The organism is Actinomadura chokoriensis, from assembly GCF_039529475.1.
Taxonomy (GTDB): domain Bacteria; phylum Actinomycetota; class Actinomycetes; order Streptosporangiales; family Streptosporangiaceae; genus Spirillospora; species Spirillospora bangladeshensis.
The window spans coordinates 276803-295720 of record NZ_BAAAMW010000007.1 but is presented as its reverse complement, the minus strand read 5'-3'; the positions used below and the strand labels follow the sequence as shown (position 1 = coordinate 295720).

The 18918-nt window shown below is 74.0% G+C and carries 18 protein-coding genes; 9 read left to right on the top strand and 9 right to left on the bottom strand.

Going from position 1 to position 18918, the window contains the following annotated elements:
• Positions 1 to 45: 45 nt before the first annotated feature.
• Both ABFX46_RS18415 and ABFX46_RS18410 read left to right on the top strand, forming a co-directional pair.
• Positions 46 to 714: a biliverdin-producing heme oxygenase gene (locus ABFX46_RS18415; protein ID WP_346043604.1), complete on the top strand. Its 669-nt coding sequence runs from the start codon at positions 46 to 48 to the stop codon at positions 712 to 714.
• 135 nt (positions 715 to 849) lie between these two features.
• Positions 850 to 1035, top strand: coding sequence for a hypothetical protein (locus ABFX46_RS18410; RefSeq protein ID WP_346043602.1), 186 nt, complete (start codon positions 850 to 852; stop codon positions 1033 to 1035).
• Here ABFX46_RS18410 and ABFX46_RS18405 read toward each other — a convergent pair whose 3' ends face one another.
• From ABFX46_RS18405 to ABFX46_RS18395, 3 genes are all read right to left on the bottom strand, one after another.
• On the bottom strand, positions 1036 to 2454 hold the full coding sequence (locus ABFX46_RS18405; RefSeq protein ID WP_346043601.1) for an RNB domain-containing ribonuclease: 1419 nt from the start codon (positions 2452 to 2454) through the stop codon (positions 1036 to 1038).
• 42 nt (positions 2455 to 2496) lie between these two features.
• The gene (locus ABFX46_RS18400; RefSeq protein ID WP_346043599.1) at positions 2497 to 3261 is read right to left on the bottom strand and encodes a Crp/Fnr family transcriptional regulator; all 765 of its coding nucleotides are present in this window, start codon (positions 3259 to 3261) and stop codon (positions 2497 to 2499) included.
• 216 nt (positions 3262 to 3477) lie between these two features.
• Positions 3478 to 4398: a 5'-3' exonuclease gene (locus ABFX46_RS18395; RefSeq protein WP_346043597.1), complete on the bottom strand. Its 921-nt coding sequence runs from the start codon at positions 4396 to 4398 to the stop codon at positions 3478 to 3480.
• 99 nt (positions 4399 to 4497) lie between these two features.
• Between ABFX46_RS18395 and ABFX46_RS18390 the strand changes: the two genes are divergently transcribed.
• The 5 genes from ABFX46_RS18390 (at position 4498) to ABFX46_RS18370 (ending at position 10797) form a co-directional block, all read left to right on the top strand.
• Positions 4498 to 5607 carry a M24 family metallopeptidase gene (locus tag ABFX46_RS18390; protein WP_346043596.1) on the top strand — a complete coding sequence of 370 codons (1110 nt, stop codon included), beginning with the start codon at positions 4498 to 4500 and terminating at the stop codon, positions 5605 to 5607.
• Positions 5608 to 5890: 283 nt separating this feature from the next.
• On the top strand, positions 5891 to 7120 hold the full coding sequence (locus ABFX46_RS18385; protein WP_346043594.1) for an ABC transporter ATP-binding protein: 1230 nt from the start codon (positions 5891 to 5893) through the stop codon (positions 7118 to 7120).
• Positions 7117 to 8439, top strand: coding sequence for an ABC transporter substrate-binding protein (locus tag ABFX46_RS18380; RefSeq protein ID WP_163059530.1), 1323 nt, complete (start codon positions 7117 to 7119; stop codon positions 8437 to 8439). Before ABFX46_RS18385 ends, ABFX46_RS18380 begins: the two co-directional genes overlap by 4 nt.
• Positions 8440 to 8476: 37 nt before the next feature.
• Positions 8477 to 9865, top strand: a complete 1389-nt coding sequence (locus tag ABFX46_RS18375; protein WP_346043592.1) for a carbohydrate ABC transporter permease — start codon at positions 8477 to 8479, stop codon at positions 9863 to 9865.
• Positions 9862 to 10797, top strand: a complete 936-nt coding sequence (locus ABFX46_RS18370; RefSeq protein ID WP_346043590.1) for a carbohydrate ABC transporter permease — start codon at positions 9862 to 9864, stop codon at positions 10795 to 10797. The genes ABFX46_RS18375 and ABFX46_RS18370 overlap by 4 nt, the downstream gene beginning before the upstream one ends.
• 81 nt (positions 10798 to 10878) lie before the next feature.
• Here the strand turns inward: ABFX46_RS18370 and ABFX46_RS18365 are convergent, their stop codons facing one another.
• Positions 10879 to 12117: an ABC transporter ATP-binding protein gene (locus tag ABFX46_RS18365; protein WP_346043588.1), complete on the bottom strand. Its 1239-nt coding sequence runs from the start codon at positions 12115 to 12117 to the stop codon at positions 10879 to 10881.
• Between the two features lie 146 nt (positions 12118 to 12263).
• Between ABFX46_RS18365 and ABFX46_RS18360 the strand changes: the two genes are divergently transcribed.
• Both ABFX46_RS18360 and ABFX46_RS18355 read left to right on the top strand, forming a co-directional pair.
• On the top strand, positions 12264 to 13280 hold the full coding sequence (locus ABFX46_RS18360; RefSeq protein WP_346043587.1) for a LacI family DNA-binding transcriptional regulator: 1017 nt from the start codon (positions 12264 to 12266) through the stop codon (positions 13278 to 13280).
• Positions 13281 to 13378: 98 nt separating this feature from the next.
• The gene (locus ABFX46_RS18355) at positions 13379 to 13819 is read left to right on the top strand and encodes an Lrp/AsnC family transcriptional regulator (RefSeq protein WP_346043585.1); all 441 of its coding nucleotides are present in this window, start codon (positions 13379 to 13381) and stop codon (positions 13817 to 13819) included.
• On the opposite strand, the gene ABFX46_RS18350 is transcribed toward ABFX46_RS18355, so the two are convergent.
• From ABFX46_RS18350 to ABFX46_RS18330, 5 genes are all read right to left on the bottom strand, one after another.
• Positions 13816 to 14724 (bottom strand): TIGR03619 family F420-dependent LLM class oxidoreductase, encoded by a 909-nt coding sequence (locus ABFX46_RS18350; protein ID WP_346043583.1) that lies wholly within the window; start codon positions 14722 to 14724, stop codon positions 13816 to 13818. The genes ABFX46_RS18355 and ABFX46_RS18350 overlap by 4 nt on opposite strands.
• Before the next feature lie 118 nt (positions 14725 to 14842).
• Positions 14843 to 15844, bottom strand: coding sequence for an N-acetylglucosamine kinase (locus tag ABFX46_RS18345; protein WP_346043581.1), 1002 nt, complete (start codon positions 15842 to 15844; stop codon positions 14843 to 14845).
• Complete coding sequence (locus ABFX46_RS18340; protein ID WP_346043579.1) at positions 15844 to 17115, bottom strand: family 4 glycosyl hydrolase; 1272 nt, start codon at positions 17113 to 17115, stop codon at positions 15844 to 15846. The genes ABFX46_RS18345 and ABFX46_RS18340 overlap by 1 nt, the downstream gene beginning before the upstream one ends.
• Positions 17112 to 17942 carry a carbohydrate ABC transporter permease gene (locus ABFX46_RS18335; RefSeq protein ID WP_346043577.1) on the bottom strand — a complete coding sequence of 277 codons (831 nt, stop codon included), beginning with the start codon at positions 17940 to 17942 and terminating at the stop codon, positions 17112 to 17114. The genes ABFX46_RS18340 and ABFX46_RS18335 overlap by 4 nt, the downstream gene beginning before the upstream one ends.
• Entirely contained in the window at positions 17939 to 18916 is a 978-nt protein-coding gene (locus tag ABFX46_RS18330; protein ID WP_346043575.1) for a carbohydrate ABC transporter permease, read from the bottom strand. Before ABFX46_RS18330 ends, ABFX46_RS18335 begins: the two co-directional genes overlap by 4 nt.
• Between the last annotated feature and the right edge of the window lie 2 nt (positions 18917 to 18918).

The following is an 18918-nucleotide window of genomic DNA, read 5'->3' as shown; positions in this document are numbered from 1 at the left end:
GCCGGGACTGGATGTTCCCGACGCCGTGTCGGTAAAGTAGCCGACATGGCGTCGGAGAACGAGGCTTCGGACGGGGCCTTCTCAGCGCGGCTGCGCGCCGCGACGTGGGACGACCACGGCGACAACGAGGGCTCGGCCTATATGACCGCGCTGGTCGAGGGCCGCCTCGGGCGCGAGGAGTACGCGGTCCTGATCGCGCAGCTGCATCCGGTCTACGACCTGCTGGAGGAGGCCGCCGACCGGATGGCGGCCGATCCCGTCGCCGGCCGCTTCGACCTGGCCGGGCTGCGCCGCCGCGACGCGCTGGAGGCCGACCTCGGCTACTTCTACGGGCCCCGCTGGCCCGCCCGGATCGAGCCGAACGCCGCCACCGCCCGGTACTGCGACCGGCTCCGCGAGGTCTGCTTCGACTGGCCCGCAGGCTTCGTGGCCCACCACTACACCCGCTACCTCGGCGACCTGTCCGGCGGCCAGTACATCGGCCGCCAGGTCCGGCGGGCCTTCGGCCTGTCCGCCGGGGACGACGGCGCCGCCTTCTACCGGTTCCCGGGCAAGCCCAAGGACTACAAGGACCGCTACCGCGTGCTGCTCGACAGCGCGCCGTGGGACGCCGCCGAGCAGGCCCGCGTCATCGGCGAGGTGAAGGCCGCCTACCGGCTCAACGCCGCCGTCACCGCCGAACTCGGCGAGCACGTCCGTCCCAGCGCGGCCTGACACGCCCGACCCTCCTCCGGGCCGATTTTCGGGCAGGCCGTAAAAGGGGACCCGGTTTGCCGTGCGGCGACGCGGAGATCCGGTAGGCAGCCGAGGGGCCCGCCGCGGGCCCCCGACCCCCACCGGAGGCCCGACATGCTCGCGATCGTCGCCGCGGTCGTCTTCGCCCTCGCCCTGCTGTTCGACCTGGCCGACGTGGCCTCGGACGCCATCAACAACGGGACGCTGACTGTCCTCGGCCTGCTGCTGATCTCGCTGCACTTCGCCGGCGTCGGCACCAGCACCAACTGGCGGCCCCGCCGCTACAGCCGCCGCCGCTGATCACGCGGTGCGGGAGAAGCGGACTCGGCGCCGCGCCGGGTCCGCCTCCTCCAGCCGCACCTTGACCTGCTCGCCGAGCGGCAGGTCCGCGCCCTCGCAGCGGCCGAACACCGGCGGCGCCACCAGCTGGACGCGCCCGCCGGTCCGGTCGCCGTTGACGTCCACCACCACCGCGTCGAAGACGTCCCCGACGTGGTCGCGCAGCAGCAGCGCCTCGACCAGGTCCACGCAGGCGTGGTCGACGTCGGCGGCGCGGCGCAGCGCGCGCTGCATCACCTCCGGCAGCCCCGGCAGCGCCTCGCGCGCCCACCCCGGCACGGGGCGGCCGGCCGCCAGGGCCAGGCACACCTCGGTGGCGTACCGGTCCGCGAGCCGCCGGATCGGCGCGGTCACGTGCGCGTACGGGGCGGCGACGGCGGCGTGCTCCGGCTGCTCCGGCCGCGCCCCGTCGAACGCCGTGTAGCCGGCCCCGCGCATCAGCCCCGCCGCGTCGTGCAGGAACGCGGCGTGCCGGGGCAGGGCCGGGTCGAGCGCGCGGACGATGTCGCCGTAGGAGGCGTCCGCCGGCCAGGCGACGCCGAGCGCGCGGGCCGCGAGCCGCAGCCGCGCCTCCGCCTCGGCGGGCGCGGGCGGCATCGTGCGCAGCAGCCCGACCCCGCCGTCCAGCATCAGCCGCGCCGCCGCCCGCCCGGTCAGCAGCGAGATCTGCGCGTTCCACGCCTCGGTCGCGAGGTCGCCGCGCAGCTTCAGCGCCCAGCCGCCGTTCGCGTGCACGACCTCCTGCTCGGGCAGCGGCAGGCTGACCCCGCCGCGCGCCGCCTCCGCCGCGATGAGCCGCTCCCCGATCTCGCCGAGCAGCGCGATCCGCGGGTCGGCGCCGTCGTGGCGCGCGGTGGCGTAGTCGAGGCGGGCGCGGCTGCGGACGAGGGCGCGCCGCACGTCCACGCCGGTGATCCGCCCGGTGTCGTCGACGTCGATCGTCCACGCGACGGCCGGGCGGTCGCGGCCCGGCAGCAGGCTCGCGGTGCCCTCCGACAGCGGGCGCGGGTGCAGCGGGGAGCTGGCGTCCGGCAGGTAGAGGGTGACGCCGCGGGCGCGGGCCTCGGCGTCGAGCGCGCCGCCGGGCCGCACGAACCCGGCCACGTCCGCGATCGCGTACCGGACCCGGTGCCCGGCCCCGCGCCGCTCCAGGTGCATCGCCTGGTCCAGGTCCATCGAGCCCGGCGGGTCGAGGGTGAAGAACGGGACGCCGCGCAGGTCGGCGCGGCCGTCGCCGAGCGCCGGGGGCGTCGCGGCCTCGGCGAGGACGGCGGGCGGGAACGGGCCGGGCACCGAGTACTCGGCGCGGATCCGGTCGAGCCCCGCGCGGACCTCGGCGTCGGCCCGGGCGGTACGCAGTCGCAGCGGTCGGCGCGGCACAGAACCGAGCGTACGGGACGAAACCCCCGAAGTGATCGGAATCTACAATGTAAAGGCGTCGGGCGGTCCGGCCCCGCCCGGCCGCTCGCCCGGGGTCTCCGCGAACGCCCGCAGCCCCGCCGGGTCCAGCACGGTCAGCCGGCGGCGGCCGGTGCGCACCAGCCCCTCGTCCCGCAGCACGGCCAGGGCCCGCGCGACCGTCTCCCGGGAGGCGTCCATCCAGCTGCCGAGCTCCTCCTGCGACAGCGGCGGACCGATCGGGACCTCGCCGCCGGGGCCCGCCGGGACGTGCCGGGCCGACATGTCCGCGAGCCCCGCGAGCAGGATCGCCAGCCGCCGCGCGCCCTGCGCCGACACGTGCGCGCGCAGCCGCCGGTCCGCGTCGTCCAGGCGCCGCACGAACGTGCCGCTGACCAGCATCCACACCCGCGGGTGCGCGTCCAGGAAGGCGGTGAAGCGCGCCGCCGGCACCAGCAGCGCCCGCAGCTCGTCGAGCGCCTGCACGGTCGCCGACCGCTCCCGCCGGCCGAGCACCGCGCTCTCGCACACCAGGTCGCCCGGGCCCCGCACGGCCAGCACCACCGAGTGCCCGTCCGCGCTGGAGGCGACGACCTTCGCCCAGCCCGACTCGATGACGATGATGTGGTCGGAGTCGTCGCCCTGGTAGCACAGCGGCGCCCGCGGCCGGTACGTCCGCGCCCGTCCCGCGTCGCGCAGGGCCGTGCGCTCCGGGCCGTCCAGCGCGTGCCAGAACCCCTCGCCGGGACCCGCGGCGGGGCCGCCGCGGGTCGTGGTCCGCTCGCTCACCGCACGTCCGTTCCGGTCCGGGACCGCGTGAACCGGCACCCGCGGCGCATGGGGGGAGTGGGGCGGTGAGGCCCAGTGCCGCGGGTACCGGTCGTCTGCACGCGTCTCTGCACACCTCCAGGAGAACCCGTCACCGCCTCGGATGCTGCCCGCCGGGGAACGCCCTGTCTGCGTCTTATGACACTTTTGGCGAAAATTGCAGTGAAATCGCGATGCTCACCGCGCGAGGGCGTTCAGGAGGCGGTTGACGGGGCCGCCGAGGTTCCAGGTGTCGGCCAGCTCGACGAGGGCCGCGGCGTCGCGCGGCCGCGCGGGCAGCCGGTCGTCGAGCCCCGCCAGCTCCGGCGCGTCGATGTCGGTGACCACCCGCACCACCGTCTCGGCGGCGGCCAGGTACTCGCGCGCCGCCTCCATCCGCCGGCGGGCGCCCGCCGGGAAGCCCTCGTCGGTGCCCGCCTCCAGCGCCGCGAGGATGCCCTCGACCGACCCGAACCGGGTGACGAGCGCGGCGGCCGTCTTGTCGCCGACGCCGGGCACCCCGGGCAGGCCGTCGCTCGGGTCGCCGCGCAGCGTCGCGTAGTCGCCGTAGCCGCGGCCCGGGATGCCGTACTTGGCCGCGACCTCCTTCTCGCCCATGATCTGCAGGTTGCGGATGCCGCGCGCGGTGTAGAGGACGGCGACCGGGCCGCGGTCGTCGACGAGCTGGAACAGGTCGCGGTCGCCGGTGACGATGTCGACCGGCCCGGCGGCGGCGCCGCGCACCGCGAGCGTCCCGATCACGTCGTCGGCCTCGTAGCCGGGGACGCCGGCCCGCGCCAGCCCGACCGCGTCCAGCACCGCGTCGATCACCGGGAGCTGCGCCTCCAGCGCGTCCGGGGTCTGGTCGCCGCCGTCCTCGGCCACCCGGTGCGCCTTGTAGGACGGCAGCGCCGCCACCCGGAACGCGGGCCGCCAGTCGGCGTCCATGCAGCAGACCAGGCGGTCCGGCGCGCGGTCGGCGACGAGCCGCGCGATCATGTCGATGAGCCCGCGCACGGCGTTCACCGGCGTCCCGTCGGGGGCCGTCACCGACTCGGGCACCCCGTAGAAGGCGCGGAAGTACAGCGACGGCGTGTCCAGCAGCATCAACCCGCTCATGGGGAGACATGCTGCCACGCGGGTCCGACGCCGCGCGGCACCGCCGCTCCTGGGATCCTGGTACCGGCCATCGGAGAGGACTCGAGAATGGAGACGGGTGTGACAACGGAGTTGTATCCGCCGGAGCGCATCGGGCGGGTGCGGGAGGCGGCGGCCGGGGCGGGCCTCGGCGCGGTGCTGCTGACGCCCGGCCCGGACCTGCGCTACGTCACCGGCTACGACGCGCTGCCGCTGGAGCGGCTCACCTGCCTGGCGGTCCCCGCCGAGGGGGAGCCGTTCCTGGTCGTCCCGCGGCTGGAGCTGCCCGCCGCGCGGGAGTCCCCGGCGGGGGCGCTCGGCATCGAGCTGGTGCCCTGGGACGAGACCGACGACCCGTTCGCGCTCACCGCCGCCCGGCTCCCGTCCGGCATCGCCAGGGTCGGCGTCGCCGACCGGATGTGGGCGGCCATGGCGCTGCGGTTCCGCGCCGCGCTGCCCGGCGCCGAGCAGGTCGCGGCCGGGTCGGTGCTGCGCGAGCTGCGGATGCGCAAGTCGGCCGCGGAGGTCGCGGCGCTGCGCGAGGCGGGCGCGGCGATCGACCGCGTGCACCGCCTCGTGCCGGGCTTCCTCAAGGCCGGCCGCACCGAGCGGGAGGTCGGCCGCGACATCGCCGACGCGATCATCGCCGAGGGCCACGCCCGCGTCGACTTCGTCATCGTCGGGTCCGGCCCGAACGGCGCGAACCCGCACGCCGAGCTGTCGGACCGCGTCATCTCGCCGGGCGAGCCCGTCGTGGTCGACATCGGCGGGACGATGCCGAGCGGCTACTGCTCGGACTCCACCCGCAACTACTGCGTGGGGGAGGCGCCCGCCGAGTACCGCGCCTACTACGCGGTGCTGGAGGAGGCGCAGCGCGCGTCCTGCGAGGCCGTGCGGCCGGGCGCCGCGCCCGAGGCGGTGGACGCCGCCGGCCGCGGCGTCATCGCCGCGGCCGGGTACGGCGAGCACTTCTTCCACCGCACCGGGCACGGCATCGGGCTGGAGTCGCACGAGGACCCCTACATCGTCGCCGGCAACCGCGAGCCGCTGGAGGCGGGGATGGCGTTCTCCATCGAGCCGGGCATCTACCCCGGCCCGCACGGCGCCCGCATCGAGGACATCGTCGTGTGCACCGAGGACGGCTACGAGCCCATGAACGTCACCGAGCGCGGCCTGGTGACCGTGGACTGACCGCCCGCGGGGAACGGCGCGCGTGAGGGTGCGGACGAATTTCCGTCCGCACCCTCACGCCATTCCGGACAGGGCATAACAGGGGCGGAAACGGCTGGGTAACGATCTCTGCACCAAATGTGTCAGCGGGCACTGCGCTATTGCGGTCGGGGTAGTCCGCCATGTACCACCTAGATGCATTGTTACGCGGGGGTAAACCGGTTTCTTCCGCACGGCGGTGATCCGCCCTGCCGGGACGAGCCCGCGCCCTCCCCGAGCCGTGCCGTGCAGAAGAGGAGACGCCGTGGCAGAGGTCGACCTGACCAGCGTCGGGAAGGTCTATCCCGACGGCACGCGGGCCGTGACCGATCTGAACCTCCACATCGCCGACGGCGAGTTCCTCGTCCTCGTCGGCCCCTCCGGCTGCGGGAAGACGACCGCGCTGCGGATGGTCGCCGGCCTGGAGGACATCTCCGAGGGCGAGGTCACCATCGGAGGCCGGGTCGTCAACCGGGTCCCGGCCCGCGACCGCGACGTCGCGATGGTGTTCCAGAGCTACGCCCTGTACCCGCACCTGTCGGTGCGCGACAACATCGGCTTCGGGCTGTCGCTGCGCAAGATGCCGAAGGCCGAGATCCGGGAGAAGGTCGACCGCGCCGCGGAGATCCTCGGCCTCACCGACCACCTGTCCCGCAAGCCCCGCAACCTGTCGGGCGGGCAGCGGCAGCGCGTCGCGATGGGCCGCGCGATCGTCCGGGAGCCGCAGGCGTTCCTGATGGACGAGCCGCTGTCCAACCTCGACGCCAAGCTCCGCGTCCAGATGCGCGCCGAGATCGCCCGCATCCAGCGCGACCTCGGCGTCACCACGATCTACGTCACCCACGACCAGACCGAGGCGATGACGCTCGGCGACCGGGTCGCGGTGATGAAGAAGGGCGAACTGCAGCAGGTCGCGCCGCCGCAGGAGCTCTACGACCGGCCGGCCAACCTGTTCGTCGCCGGATTCATCGGCTCACCGGCCATGAACCTGATCCAGGGCGCGCTGTCCGGGGACGCGGCGAACCCGCGCCTGGAGATCGGCGGCCAGACCCTGGCGCTGCCGGCCGAGGTGCTGACCGAGCGCCCGGCCCTGGCGTCCCGCCTCGGGAGCGACGTCGTCGTCGGCATCCGCCCCGAGGACATGGAGGACTCCGAGCTCGTGGAGACGCCCGAGGGGTCCGGGCTGGACTCCACCGCCGACCTCGTGGAGGCGATGGGCTCGGACGTGCTGGTCCATTTCGCGATCGAGGCGTCCCAGGTCGTCACCGAGGACACCAAGGAACTCGCCCGCGACGCGGGGACCGATGTGCTGGGGCACCTGGAGAGCCCCCGCACGGACCTGGTCGCGCGGTTCAGCCCGCGCACCCGCGTGAAGGTGGGCGACCCGGTGACGATCCGCGTCGACACCGGCCGCCTGCACTTCTTCGATATCGAGTCCGGCGCGGCGATCTGGGGATCGGACGCCGCCGGTCCGCTCAGGGAGGATGAAGAATGAGGGTCAGCAGGCTGATGGGAGCCGCCGTCGCGGCGGGACTGCTCCTGTCCTCGGCCGCCGCGTGCGGCGGCGACGACGACGGCGGGAGCGACGGCTCCACCCCGGCCGGCGGGGGTGCGCTGAAGGGCACCACGATCGAGGTCGCGGCCAAGTGGACGGGCCAGGAGGAGACCAACTTCCGCAAGGTGCTGCAGGCGTTCGAGCAGAAGACCGGGGCGAAGGTCAACTACGCCTCCACCGGTGAGAACACCGACGCCTACCTCGGCCCCCGCATCGAGGCCGGCAACCCGCCGGACGTGGCGATCCTGCCGCAGCCCGGCCTCATGCAGCAGTACGCCGCCAAGGGGTCGCTGAAGCCGCTCGCCGACGACGTCGTCGCCGAGGTCGGCAAGAACTACTCGCCGTACTGGAAGGAGCTCGGCTCCGCCGACGGCAAGGCCTACGGCGTGATCGCCAAGGCCGCCTACAAGTCGATCCTGTGGTACCGGCCGCAGGCGTTCGACGAGGCCGGCGTGCAGCCGCCCGCGGCCTGGGCCGACCTGGTCAAGACCGCCGGCACGCTGCAGGACGCGGGCACCACCCCGTTCACCCTCGCCGCCGGCCCGCAGGACTCCTGGACGCTGACCGACTGGTTCGAGAACGTCTACCTGTCGCAGGCGGGCCCGGAGAACTACGACAAGCTCGCCAAGCACGAGATCAAGTGGACCGACCCGACCGTCGGCAAGGCGCTGGAGACCCTCGCCGAGGTCTGGGGCAAGCCCGACTTCCTGAACGGCGGCGTCGCCACCGCGACCAAGACCAAGTTCGACGAGTCGGTCACCCAGGTCTTCGGCCAGCAGAAGGCCGCGATGGTGTACGGCGGCGACTTCGCCGCCGCGAACATCTCCACCACCAAGTCCAAGGTCGGCACGGACGCCAAGGTGTTCGCGTTCCCGAAGGCCGGCGACACCGCCCCGGCGATCCTCGGCGGCGACGTCGCGGTCGCGATGAAGGACGGCAAGGGCGCGCAGGAGCTGATGAAGTTCCTCGCCTCCCCGGAGGCCGGCAAGGTCTGGGCCGGGCTCGGCGGCTACCTGACGCCGAACAAGAACGTCCCGCCGGACGCCTACTCCGACCCGATCGCCAAGCAGCTCATCACCCAGCTGCAGCAGTCGGGCGACGCCGCCCGCTACGACATGTCCGACCTGGCGCCCGCCGCATTCGGCGCGACGCCCGGCAAGGGCGAGTGGGAGGCGCTGCGCCAGTTCGTGATGAAGCCGACCGACGTCAAGGGCGCGCAGGCCAAGCTCGAGGCCGAGGCCGCCAAGGCGTACAAGTAGGGCGTAGGAGTAGGGCCGACAAGTAGGGAATCCCTGGATGAAGGCTCGGAATGAGGAGGTGCCGCCGGCCGCGACGGCCGGCGGCGCCGCCGCCGTCGACGTGCCGGCCGCGCGGCGGCCCGGCGCCCGCCGGGGACGCGAGCGGCTGACCCCGCCGTCCTGGCTGGCCATGACGTTCCTGCTGCCGGCGCTGCTGCTGCTCGGCTTCCTGGTCGTCTACCCCATCGTCTACTCGGTGATCCGCAGTTTCTTCGACGCCTCGGGCGACGGGTTCGTCGGCGTCGACAACTACACCGGGATCTTCAAGGGGCACAACAACCTCGTCGCGGTGCGCAACACCGCCATCTGGGTCGTGGTGGCACCGACCGTGACCACCATCATCGGCCTGGTGTTCGCCGTCCTCACCGAGCGGATCCGGTGGTCGACGGCGTTCAAGCTCGTCGTGTTCATGCCGATGGCGATCTCGTTCCTCGCCTCCGGCGTGATCTTCCGGCTGGTGTACCAGATGGACCCCGACAAGGGCGTCGCGAACGCGGCGATGGTCGCGATCCACGACACCTTCGCGCAGGGCACCACCTACCCGGGCGCCGGGCCCCGCAGCGGCGGCGACCCCCTCGTCCGCGAGGACGCCGGCGCCGTCGTCACCGCCAGGCCCTACCAGGCGGGGCAGAGCGCGCTCGTCCCGCTGCTGAAGGTCAAGCAGGAGTACCTGCCCAAGGACGCGAAGCCGGCCGCGCAGCCGCCGGCGGCCGAGCCCGGCCAGCTGACCGGGACGGTCTGGTTCGACTTCACCCGGGGCGGCGGCGGGCAGCAGAACGCGCCCAACGCCGGCGAGGTGGGGCTGCCCGGCATCAAGGTCGAGGCCGTCAAGGACGGCAAGGTCGTCGCCAAGGCCACCACGGAGGCCGACGGCACCTTCACGATGGCGAAGGTCCCGGACGGCGCGTACACGATCCGGCTGCCCAAGGACAACTTCACCGCCGCCTACCGGGGCGCGGAATGGCTCGGGAGCACGCTGATCACGCCCGCGATCATCGGGTCGTACCTGTGGGTGTGGTCCGGGTTCGCGATGGTGCTGATCGCCGCCGGGCTCGCCGCGATCCCGCGGGACGCGCTGGAGGCGGCCCGGGTGGACGGCGCCACCGAATGGCAGGTGTTCCGGCGGGTGACGATCCCGCTGCTCGCGCCCGTCCTGATGGTGGTGCTGGTGACGCTGGTCATCAACGTCATGAAGGTCTTCGACCTCGTCTACATCATCGGCGGCGGCGACCCGAACGCCAACGTGCTGGCCCTGCAGATGTGGACGGTGTCGTTCGGCGGCGGCAACGACCAGGGCGCCGGCAGTGCCATCGCGGTGCTGCTGTTCGTCCTGGTGCTGCCCGCCATGCTGTTCAACATCCGGCGACTGCGGCAGGAGCGCAAATGAGCACCGCGGAGAGGACCGGGCAGGCGCCGCCGGCCGAGGCCGGCGGCGGCGCGGCGGGCGCGCCGCGCCGGGGCCTGGCCGCGCGGATCGTCGGCAGGACCGGCGGCGGCGCCGCGCAGGCGCTGCTGGTGCTGGTCGCGCTGTTCTGGCTCGTGCCGACGCTCGGGCTGCTGGTGGCGTCGCTGCGCTCCAACGAGGACAACAACGCCGGCGGCTGGTGGGAGGTGTTCACCAAGCCGACCCAGCTGACCGCCGAGTCCTACAGCTCGCTGCTGGACAAGGGCGACTTCGTCGACTCGTTCTGGAACACCGTGCTGATCACCGTCCCGGCGACCGTGCTGGTGGTGGTGATCGCGTCGCTGGCCGCCTACGCGTTCGCGTGGATGGAGTTCCCCGGCCGCGACTGGCTGTTCATCCTGGTGGTGGCGCTGCTGGTGGTGCCGGTCCAGGTCGCGCTGATCCCGGTCGCCAAGCTGTACGGGGCCATCGAGTTCGGCGGGTTCCAGATGTTCGGCTCGGTCACCGGCGTGGTGCTGTTCCACGTCGCGTTCGGGCTGCCGTTCGCCATCTTCCTGCTCCGCAACTTCTTCGCGGCGATCCCCCGGGACCTGCTGGAGGCGGCGCGGATGGACGGCGGCTCGGAGTGGACGATCTTCCGCCGGGTGATCTTCCCGCTGGGCGGCCCGGCGATCGCCTCGCTCGGCATCTTCCAGTTCCTGTGGGTGTGGAACGACCTGCTGGTCGCGCTGGTGTTCGCCGACACCGAGTCGCAGCCGATGACCAAGTGGCTGCAGTCCCAGATGCGGCAGTTCACCGGCAACATCGACATCCTCGCGCCGGGCGCGTTCCTGTCGCTGATCGTCCCGCTGATCGTGTTCTTCGCGTTCCAGCGCTACTTCGTGCAGGGCGTCCTCGCGGGCTCGGTGAAGTAGCCGCTCGCGGCGGACCCGCAGGAACGGCGAAGCCCCCCGGCCCGCGCGGGCCGGGGGGCTTCGCCGTTCCTGCGCCGGGTGCTACTTGCGCAGGCTCGCGGCGCCGTGCCGGGCCGCGGCGTCCGGGTGGCCGATGGCCAGGCCGCTGGAGGGGTCGAAGAAGTGCAGCCGGCGGGTGTCGACGGCGAGCTGCACGTTCTGGCCCGGGCGGACGTGCGAGCGGGAGTTGACCCGGGCCGTCCACAGCGCCTTGTTGTCCACCAGCGGGATCGCCATGTCGCCGTCGCCCTCGGCGTCCTCGGCGAGGTCGGCGGTGTCCTTGTGCTCGACCGGCGGGGCGTCGATCGTGAAGATCACGTTGATCTCGCTGCCCAGCTCCTCGGTGACGCTGCTGCGGACCGCCATCGGCGCCCACTCGGGCTTGGCGTGCGCGGCGTCCTCGAAGTCCGACGGGCGGATGCCGAGGATGACCTTGCGGCCGAGGTAGTCCTGCAGGCCGGGCTTGTCGCCGAGCGTCGCGGCCGGCACCGGCAGCGTGTACCCGGCGAAGGAGACCAGCGGGCCGCCCTCGCCGGCGGTCAGGTCGGCGAGGACGAAGTTCATCGCGGGCGACCCGATGAACCCGGCGACGAACAGGTTGACGGGGTTGTCGAACAGCCGCTGCGGGGTGTCGACCTGCTGCAGCACGCCGTCGCGCAGCACGCACACCCGCGACCCGAGCGTCATGGCCTCGACCTGGTCGTGGGTGACGTACACGGTGGTGACGCCGAGCCGCTCGTGCAGCTGGCTGAGCGAGGCGCGCATGGACACGCGGAGCTTGGCGTCGAGGTTGGACAGCGGCTCGTCCATCAGGAACGCCTGCGGCTCCCGGACGATCGCGCGGCCCATCGCGACGCGCTGCCGCTGCCCGCCCGACAGCGCGGCGGGCTTGCGGGACAGGTACTGCTCCAGGCCGAGCATCTTGGCGGCCTCGCGGACCTTGGCCTTGATCTCCGCCTTCGGCGTGCCGCGCAGCTTCAGGCCGAACGCGAGGTTCTGCTCGACCGTCATGTGCGGGTAGAGGGCGTAGTTCTGGAAGACCATCGCGATGTCGCGGTCCTTGGGCGCCAGGTCGTTGACGACCTGGTCGCCGATGGAGATCTTGCCGCCGCTGATCTCCTCCAGCCCGGCGATCATCCGCAGCGCGGTGGACTTGCCGCAGCCGGACGGGCCGACCAGGACCATGAACTCGCCGTCCCGGATCTCCAGGTCGAGCCCGTCCACGGCCTTGACGCCGCCGCTGTACACCTTGTCGACCCGGTCCAGCACGATCTTGGCCATCGGAACCCCTTCATGGAAACGTTTCCATTACCCCCTGCCGAGCAGGGGTTTCTTAGCACTGAATGGAGTAAACATCATGGAATCGTTTCCATGGGAGCGCTCTGCCGGATAAGATCATCGAAATCGGGCGAAACGGGAGGTCGCGGGTGGAACGGCGGGCGGCGACGATCAAGGACGTGGCCGGCGCGGCGGGCGTCGGCATCGCCACCGTGTCCCGGGTGTTCTCCGGTGGCTCGGTGAGCGCGGCCACCCGCGAGCGGGTGCTGGCCGCCGCCCGCGAGCTGGACTACCGCCCGAGCGCCCTCGGCCGCGGCCTCAAGCTGCGCCGCAGCGGCGGCATCGGGCTGATCGTCCCGGACGTCACCGACCCGTTCCGCGCCGAGCTGGTCGCGGGCGTGCTGGCCTGCGCGCGCAGCCTCGGCGAGCACGTCATCGTCGACGCCGCGCACGGCGACCCGGCGCGCGAGGCCGAGATCGTGGAGCGGCTCGTCGAGCAGCGGGTGGACGGCGTCATCGCGGTGCCCGCCGGGGACGCGGCCGACTGGCGGGCCGCCGCCCGGGTGTGCTCCAGCGTCGTGTTCGCCGACCGGGTGCTGCCCGGCCTGCCGGACGTCCCGGCCGTGCTCGCCGACGACGCGGGCGGCGTGCGGGCCCTCACCGAGTACCTCGCCGGGCTCGGGCACCGGCGCATCGCCTTCCTCGGCGGCGCCCCCGGCGCCCCCGCCGGGGTGCGCGAGCGCGCCTTCCGCGGCGCCCTCGCCCAGCTCGGCATCCCCCTGGAGGAGGACCTGGTCGTCGCCGCCCGCCCGTCCCGCGACGCCGCCTACGCCGCCGCGGCCGGGCTGCTGCAGCGCCGCTCCGACGTCACCGCGGTCCTCGCCGCCGGGCACCTGCTCGGGGAGGCGGCCGTGCTGGTCGCCCGCGAGCTGGACCTGCGCGTCCCCGCCGACGTGTCGATCGCGATGATGGACGACGTGGCGTGGGCGGAGCTGTGCGACCCGCCGCTGACCGCCGTCGCCCGCTCCGGCCACGACATCGGCTACCGCGCCTGCGAGCTGCTGCTGCGCGAGCCCGCCCGGCGGGGCCGCGGCGGGCCGGTGCTGCTGCCGACCGAGCTGGTCGTGCGGGGCAGCTGCGGCCCGCTGCGCCCGTCCCGCCGCTGACCCGTGCGGCCGGCCCGGCGGGCCGAAACCGCAGGATCACTCCCGATCCGTGATCAATGGGGGCGCACGCACGGCCCCCGGCGCGCTAGATTTCCCGCGTGGAGGAGATCGATCGTCAGATCATGGCGCTGCTCGCCGACGACGGGCGGATGAGTTTCACCGACCTGGCCAAGGAGACGGGCCTGTCGGTGTCGGCCGTGCACCAGCGGGTCCGGCGGCTGCAGAAGCGCGGCGCGATCACGGGGTTCGCGGCCCAGCTCGACAGCCGGCAGATCGGGCTGCCGCTGACCGCGTTCGTGTCGATCAAGCCGATCGATCCGGCCGCGCCCGACGACGCCCCGGACCGGCTCGCGCACCTGCAGGCGATCGAGGCGTGCCACTCGGTCGCCGGCGACGAGAGCTACATCCTCAAGGTGCGGGTCGCGTCCCCGAACGAGCTGGAGGACCTCCTCCAGAAGATCCGCGCCGCCGCCAACGTCGCGACCCGGACCACGGTCGTGCTCAGCACCCCCTGGGAGTCGCGCCGCCCGCCGCTCTAACGCGGCGCGAAGGCGTCCAGGGCCGCCATGGCGCGGTCCATGGACGCGTCCGGGTCGGCGTCCGGACCGGTGATCTCGCGGTCGAAGTTCAGGTCGACGAACGCCTCGGTGACGCCCTGCCCGGCGAGCGCGTCCAGGTCACCGCGGATCTGCTCGAACGACCCGGTGAGCGGGCGCCGCTCCGCCCCGCCCGCGCCCGCGGGGCGGATCCGCACGGCGGCCCGGCACGCGAACCGCAGCGCGGACGCGTCCCGGCCGGCCCGCTCGGCGGCCTCCCGCACGACGCCGATCGACCGGCCGATCGCGGTGGGGTCGGCGCGGCTGGAGCTGACCCAGCCGCCCGCGAGCCGCCCGGCGCGCCGCAGCGCGCCCTCGGACGCGCCGCCCAGCAGCACCGGCAGCGGGGACTGCACCGGCGGCGGCTCCATCACCACCGGGGGGAAGTCGTAGAACTCCCCGTGGAACTCGGCCGCGCCGCCGCTCCACAGGGCCCGCAGCACGGCGAGGAACTCCTCCGCGCGGGCGCCGCGCCGCTCCATCGGCGCGCCGGCGGCGGCGAACTCCTCGGGCATCCAGCCGAGCCCGAGCCCGAGGTCGAGCCGCCCGCCGCTGACGCGGTCGAGGGTGGCGGCCTGCTTGGCGAGGACGGCCGGCGCGTAGAACGGCAGGTTGACGACGGCGACGCCGAGCCTGATCCGCTCGGTCCGCCCGGCGAGGTAGGCGAGCGTGACCAGCGGGTCGGGGACGCCCCGGTACGTGCGGTCGTCCGAGCCGGCCGGGTTGAGCACGCGCTGCAGCGTCCACACCGCGTGGTACCCGAGCTCCTCGGCCCGCCGCGCGACCGCCGCCTGGTTCTCCGGCGTCGCCCAGCCCCCCGACCCCGGAACGGCGAACCCGATCAGCATCCCTCTGCCCTCCCCAGCCGAACCTTACAACGTCAAGGCCCCGTCCCCGCCCCAACACTTCGTTGACCTGCGGCGTGTTGTTGTTATGAGCCCGTTGAAAACAACAACACGCCGCAGGTCAACGTGTTGCGCGGTGGCGGAAGGCGGCGCGGAGGGTCGCGTGCGCGGGCGGGGGAGCCGACACGTGGTCGAGGGCGAGGAGCGCGGCGCCCAGCAGCGGGGGGTCTTCGGGGACGAGGAGGCGGGCGCGGGGAGCCAGGGCCTGGTAGCGGTCGGCGATGGCGTCCATCAGCAGGGGGCGGCGGGCGGCCAGCACCCCGCCGCCGAGGACGACGTCGGCGGGGGCGTCCAGCAGGTCCAGGCGGCGCAGCGCGACCGAGCCGAGGACCGCGACCTCCTCGGCGAGGCGGGACACGACCCGGCGGGCCACCGCGTCGCCGGCCTCGGCGGTGTCGAGCAGGACGGGCGCGAGCCCGGTCAGCCGGCCCTCGCCGAACTCGCCGAGGTGGATGCCGAGGCCGACGTCGATCGCGCGGTCCACGCCGAAGTGCGCGGCGACCGCCGGGGTCAGCGCGGTCTCCGGCCCCCGGCCGTCCTCGCCGCGCACGGCGTGCCACAGCGCGGCCCGGCCGAGCGCGGCGCCGCCGCCCCAGTCGCCGGTGTGGTCGCCGAGGGACGGGAACCGGGCGGTGCGGCCGTCCGGGGCGACGCCCGCGCAGTTGATCCCGGCCCCGCACACCACGGCGACGCCCCAGCCCTCGGTGGCGGCCGTGCGCAGCAGCGCGAACGTGTCGTTGCCGACGGTCACGCTCGGCGCGGCGCCGCGCGCGAGCAGCAGCTTCTCCAGCCGCTCCTCCTCGTCCGGCAGGTCGACGTTGGCCATGGAGGCGGCGAGGTGCACGACGCCGCCGGGGCGGGCGCCGGCGGCGCGGAGCGCGGCGGCGATCGCCTCCGCCAGCGCGTCCAGCGCGGCGTCGAACCCGGCCTCCTGCGGGCGGAACCCGCCGCCGCGCGCGGTGGCGAGCAGCTCCCCGGCGGCGGTGAGGACGGCGGCGTCGGTCTTGCTGTTGCCGCCGTCCACGGCGACGAGCACGTCCGCGCCCTCCAGGTTCCGGGCCATCAGGCGGCCCACGGCAGGTGGGCGCGGTTGGCGGCGACGAGGTCGCGGGCCAGGCGGTCGGCGGTGTCGCGCTGCCCGATGAGCGGGTGCGCGAGCAGCGCGGCGGCGACCCGGCCGACGCCGCCGCGCAGCGCCGCGTCCAGGGCCAGCTCCTCGTAGGCGGCGACGTGCGCGATCAGCCCGGCGTACAGCGGCTCGACGGGCGGGACGGGCAGCGGCACGGCGCCGGACGCGGTGATCCGCGCCGGCGCCTCGATGACGGCGCGGTCGTCCAGGAACGGCAGCGTCCCGCGGTTGCGGACGTTGACCACCTGCGCGTCGCCGCGTCCCGCGAGCAGCGACGCGGCGAGCTGGACGGCGGCCTCGGAGTAGAAGGCGCCGCCGCGCTCGTCCAGCCGGGCGGGCTTGGTGTCCAGGGCCGGGTCGGCGTACAGGGCGAGGAGGTCGCGCTCGAGCGCGGCGACCTCCTCCGCCCGCGTCGCCGCGCCGCGCTGCTCCGCGACCACGCGGTCGTGGTCGTAGTAGTAGCGCAGGTAGTAGGACGGGACGGCGCCGAGCGTCCGCAGGAACGCGGCGGGCAGCCCGGCGGCCGCGGCGAGCTCGCCGACGTGCCGGTCCAGTAGCTCCGGCAGGACCTCCCGGCCGTCCAGCCGCACCGACCGCACCCAGGTGAGGTGGTTGAGCCCGGCGTGGCCGAGGGCGATGCGCTCGGGCGGGACGTCCAGCAGCGCGGCGGCGCGGCGCTGGACCCCGATGGCGACGTTGCACAGCCCGACCGCGCGGTGCCCGGCGTCCAGCAGGGCGCGGGTGACGATGCCGACCGGGTTGGTGAAGTCGATGATCCAGGCGCCGGGGGAGCGGGCGGCGACCCGCCCGGCGATGTCGAGCACGACCGGGACGGTGCGCAGCGCCTTGGCGAGGCCGCCCGCGCCGGTGGTCTCCTGCCCGACGCAGCCGCACTCCAGCGGCAGCGTCTCGTCCACCCGGCGGGCCGCCTGGCCGCCGACCCGCAGCTGCAGCAGCACGATCGACGCCTCCGCGACCGCCGCGTCGAGGTCGCCGGGGGCGGCGAGCTCCGCGGCGACGACCCGGGCGGGGTGGCCGGCGCGCGCGAGCATCCGCCGGGCGAGCCCGCCGACCAGTTCGAGCCGCCGCGCGTCGGGGTCGGCGAGCACCAGCTCCGACACCGGCAGCACCGCCCGCGCCCGCGCGAGCCCGTCGACCAGTTCGGGGGTGTAGGTGGACCCGCCCCCGATGACCGTCAGCTTCAACCCTTCACTCCCGTCAACGTCACACCCTGGATGAACACGCGCTGGGCGAGGAAGAACACCACCAGCACCGGCACGATCGTCAGCAGTGTCGCCGCCATGGTGAGGTTCCACTCCACGTGGTGGGCGGCGCGGAACGTGGCGACGCCGATGGCGAGCGTCCAGTGGTCGGGGTCGGCGTACACCAGCGGCCGGAAGTAGTCGTTCCAGCAGTAGAAGAACTGGAACAGCGCCACGGCGGCGAGGGCCGGCTTCGCCATCGGCAGCACGACCCGCAGCATCGTGCGCAGCTCCCCGCAGCCGTCCACCCGGGCCGCGTCGGCGTACTCGCGGGGGATCGTCACGAGGAACTGGCGCAGCAGGAAGATGGAGAACGCGTCCCCGAACAGCTGCGGGATGATCAGCGGCCACAGCGTCCCGGTGAGGCCGAACCGCGCCCACACGATGTAGAGCGGCACCATGGTGACCTGCGGCGGCAGCATCATCGCCGCGATCACCACGACGAACGCGGCGTTGCGGCCCCGGAAGCGGAACCGGGCCAGCGCGTACGCCACCGGGACGCTCGACACCAGCATGAACAGCGTGGACAGGCCCGCGTAGACGGTGCTGTTGACCGTCCAGCGGACCATGTCGCCGCTGAACACGTCCGCGAAGTTGGCGAAGTGCCAGCCGCGCGGCCACAGGTCGCCGCTGAGCGCCTGCCGGTCGGTCATCACGGCGGTCAGCAGCATGAACGCCAGCGGCGCGAGGAACATCAGGGCGAGCGCGACGGCGGTGGCGTGCACCGCGACCCACAGCAGCGCCCGCCGCGTCCGGCCTCCGGGCGTCATGCCGCCTCCTCTCCGGCGAACGCGCGGAACCGGCGGAGCAGGAACAGCGTGAACAGCATCGCGGTGGCGAACATGACGAGCGCGAGCACGCACGCGTACCCCATGTTGAACTGCCGGAACCCCTGGTCGTAGAGCCACTGCGGGAACGTGAGCGTGGACCCGTCGGGGTAGCCGGGCGAGTACTGGGTGCCGGGCAGGTCGGCGCGGCCGGAGGCGACCTTCCCGGCGACCATCGGCTGGGTGAAGTACTGCAGCGTCTCGATGACCCCGGTGACGGCGGAGAACGCCAGGACCGGCGACACGGTCGGCAGCGTGACGTGCCGGAACCGCGACCACGCGCCCGCGCCGTCGATCGCGGCGGCCTCGTACAGGGACGCGGGGACGTTCAGCAGCGCCGCGAGCATGATGATCATGACGTCGCCGACCGCCCACAGCGCGAGGAGGGCGAGCCCCGGCTTGGCCCAGGCGGCGTCGTTGAAGAAGTCGGGCAGCGCGAACCCGAGCCGCTCGGCGATCGCCGGGAACGGCCCGGTGCCGGGGTTCAGCAGGAACACGAATGCGACCGTGGCCGACACCGGCGGGATCAGGTACGGCAGGTAGAAGACCGACCGCAGCACGCCCCCGCCCCGGTTGATCCTGGTGAGGATCTGCGCGACGCCGAGGCCGAACAGCACCCGCAGCGGGACGAGCACGGCCACCAGCCACAGCGTGTTCCGCATCGCCGTCCACGCGTCGCGGTCGTGCAGCAGGTAGGCGTAGTTGTCCAGGCCGGCGGACTCCAGCGTGAACAGGTTGTAGCGGGTGAAGGAGAAGTAGACGGTGGCGGCGAGCGGGTAGGCGAAGAACAGCCCGAACCCGGCCAGCCAGGGGGACAGGAACGCCAGGACGCGGAGCCGCCGGCGGCGGCGCGCCCGCGCCGCCGCCGTCCCGGTCCGCGCCCGGGGGAGGGGCAGGCGCAGTGAGCCGGGGGCCACGG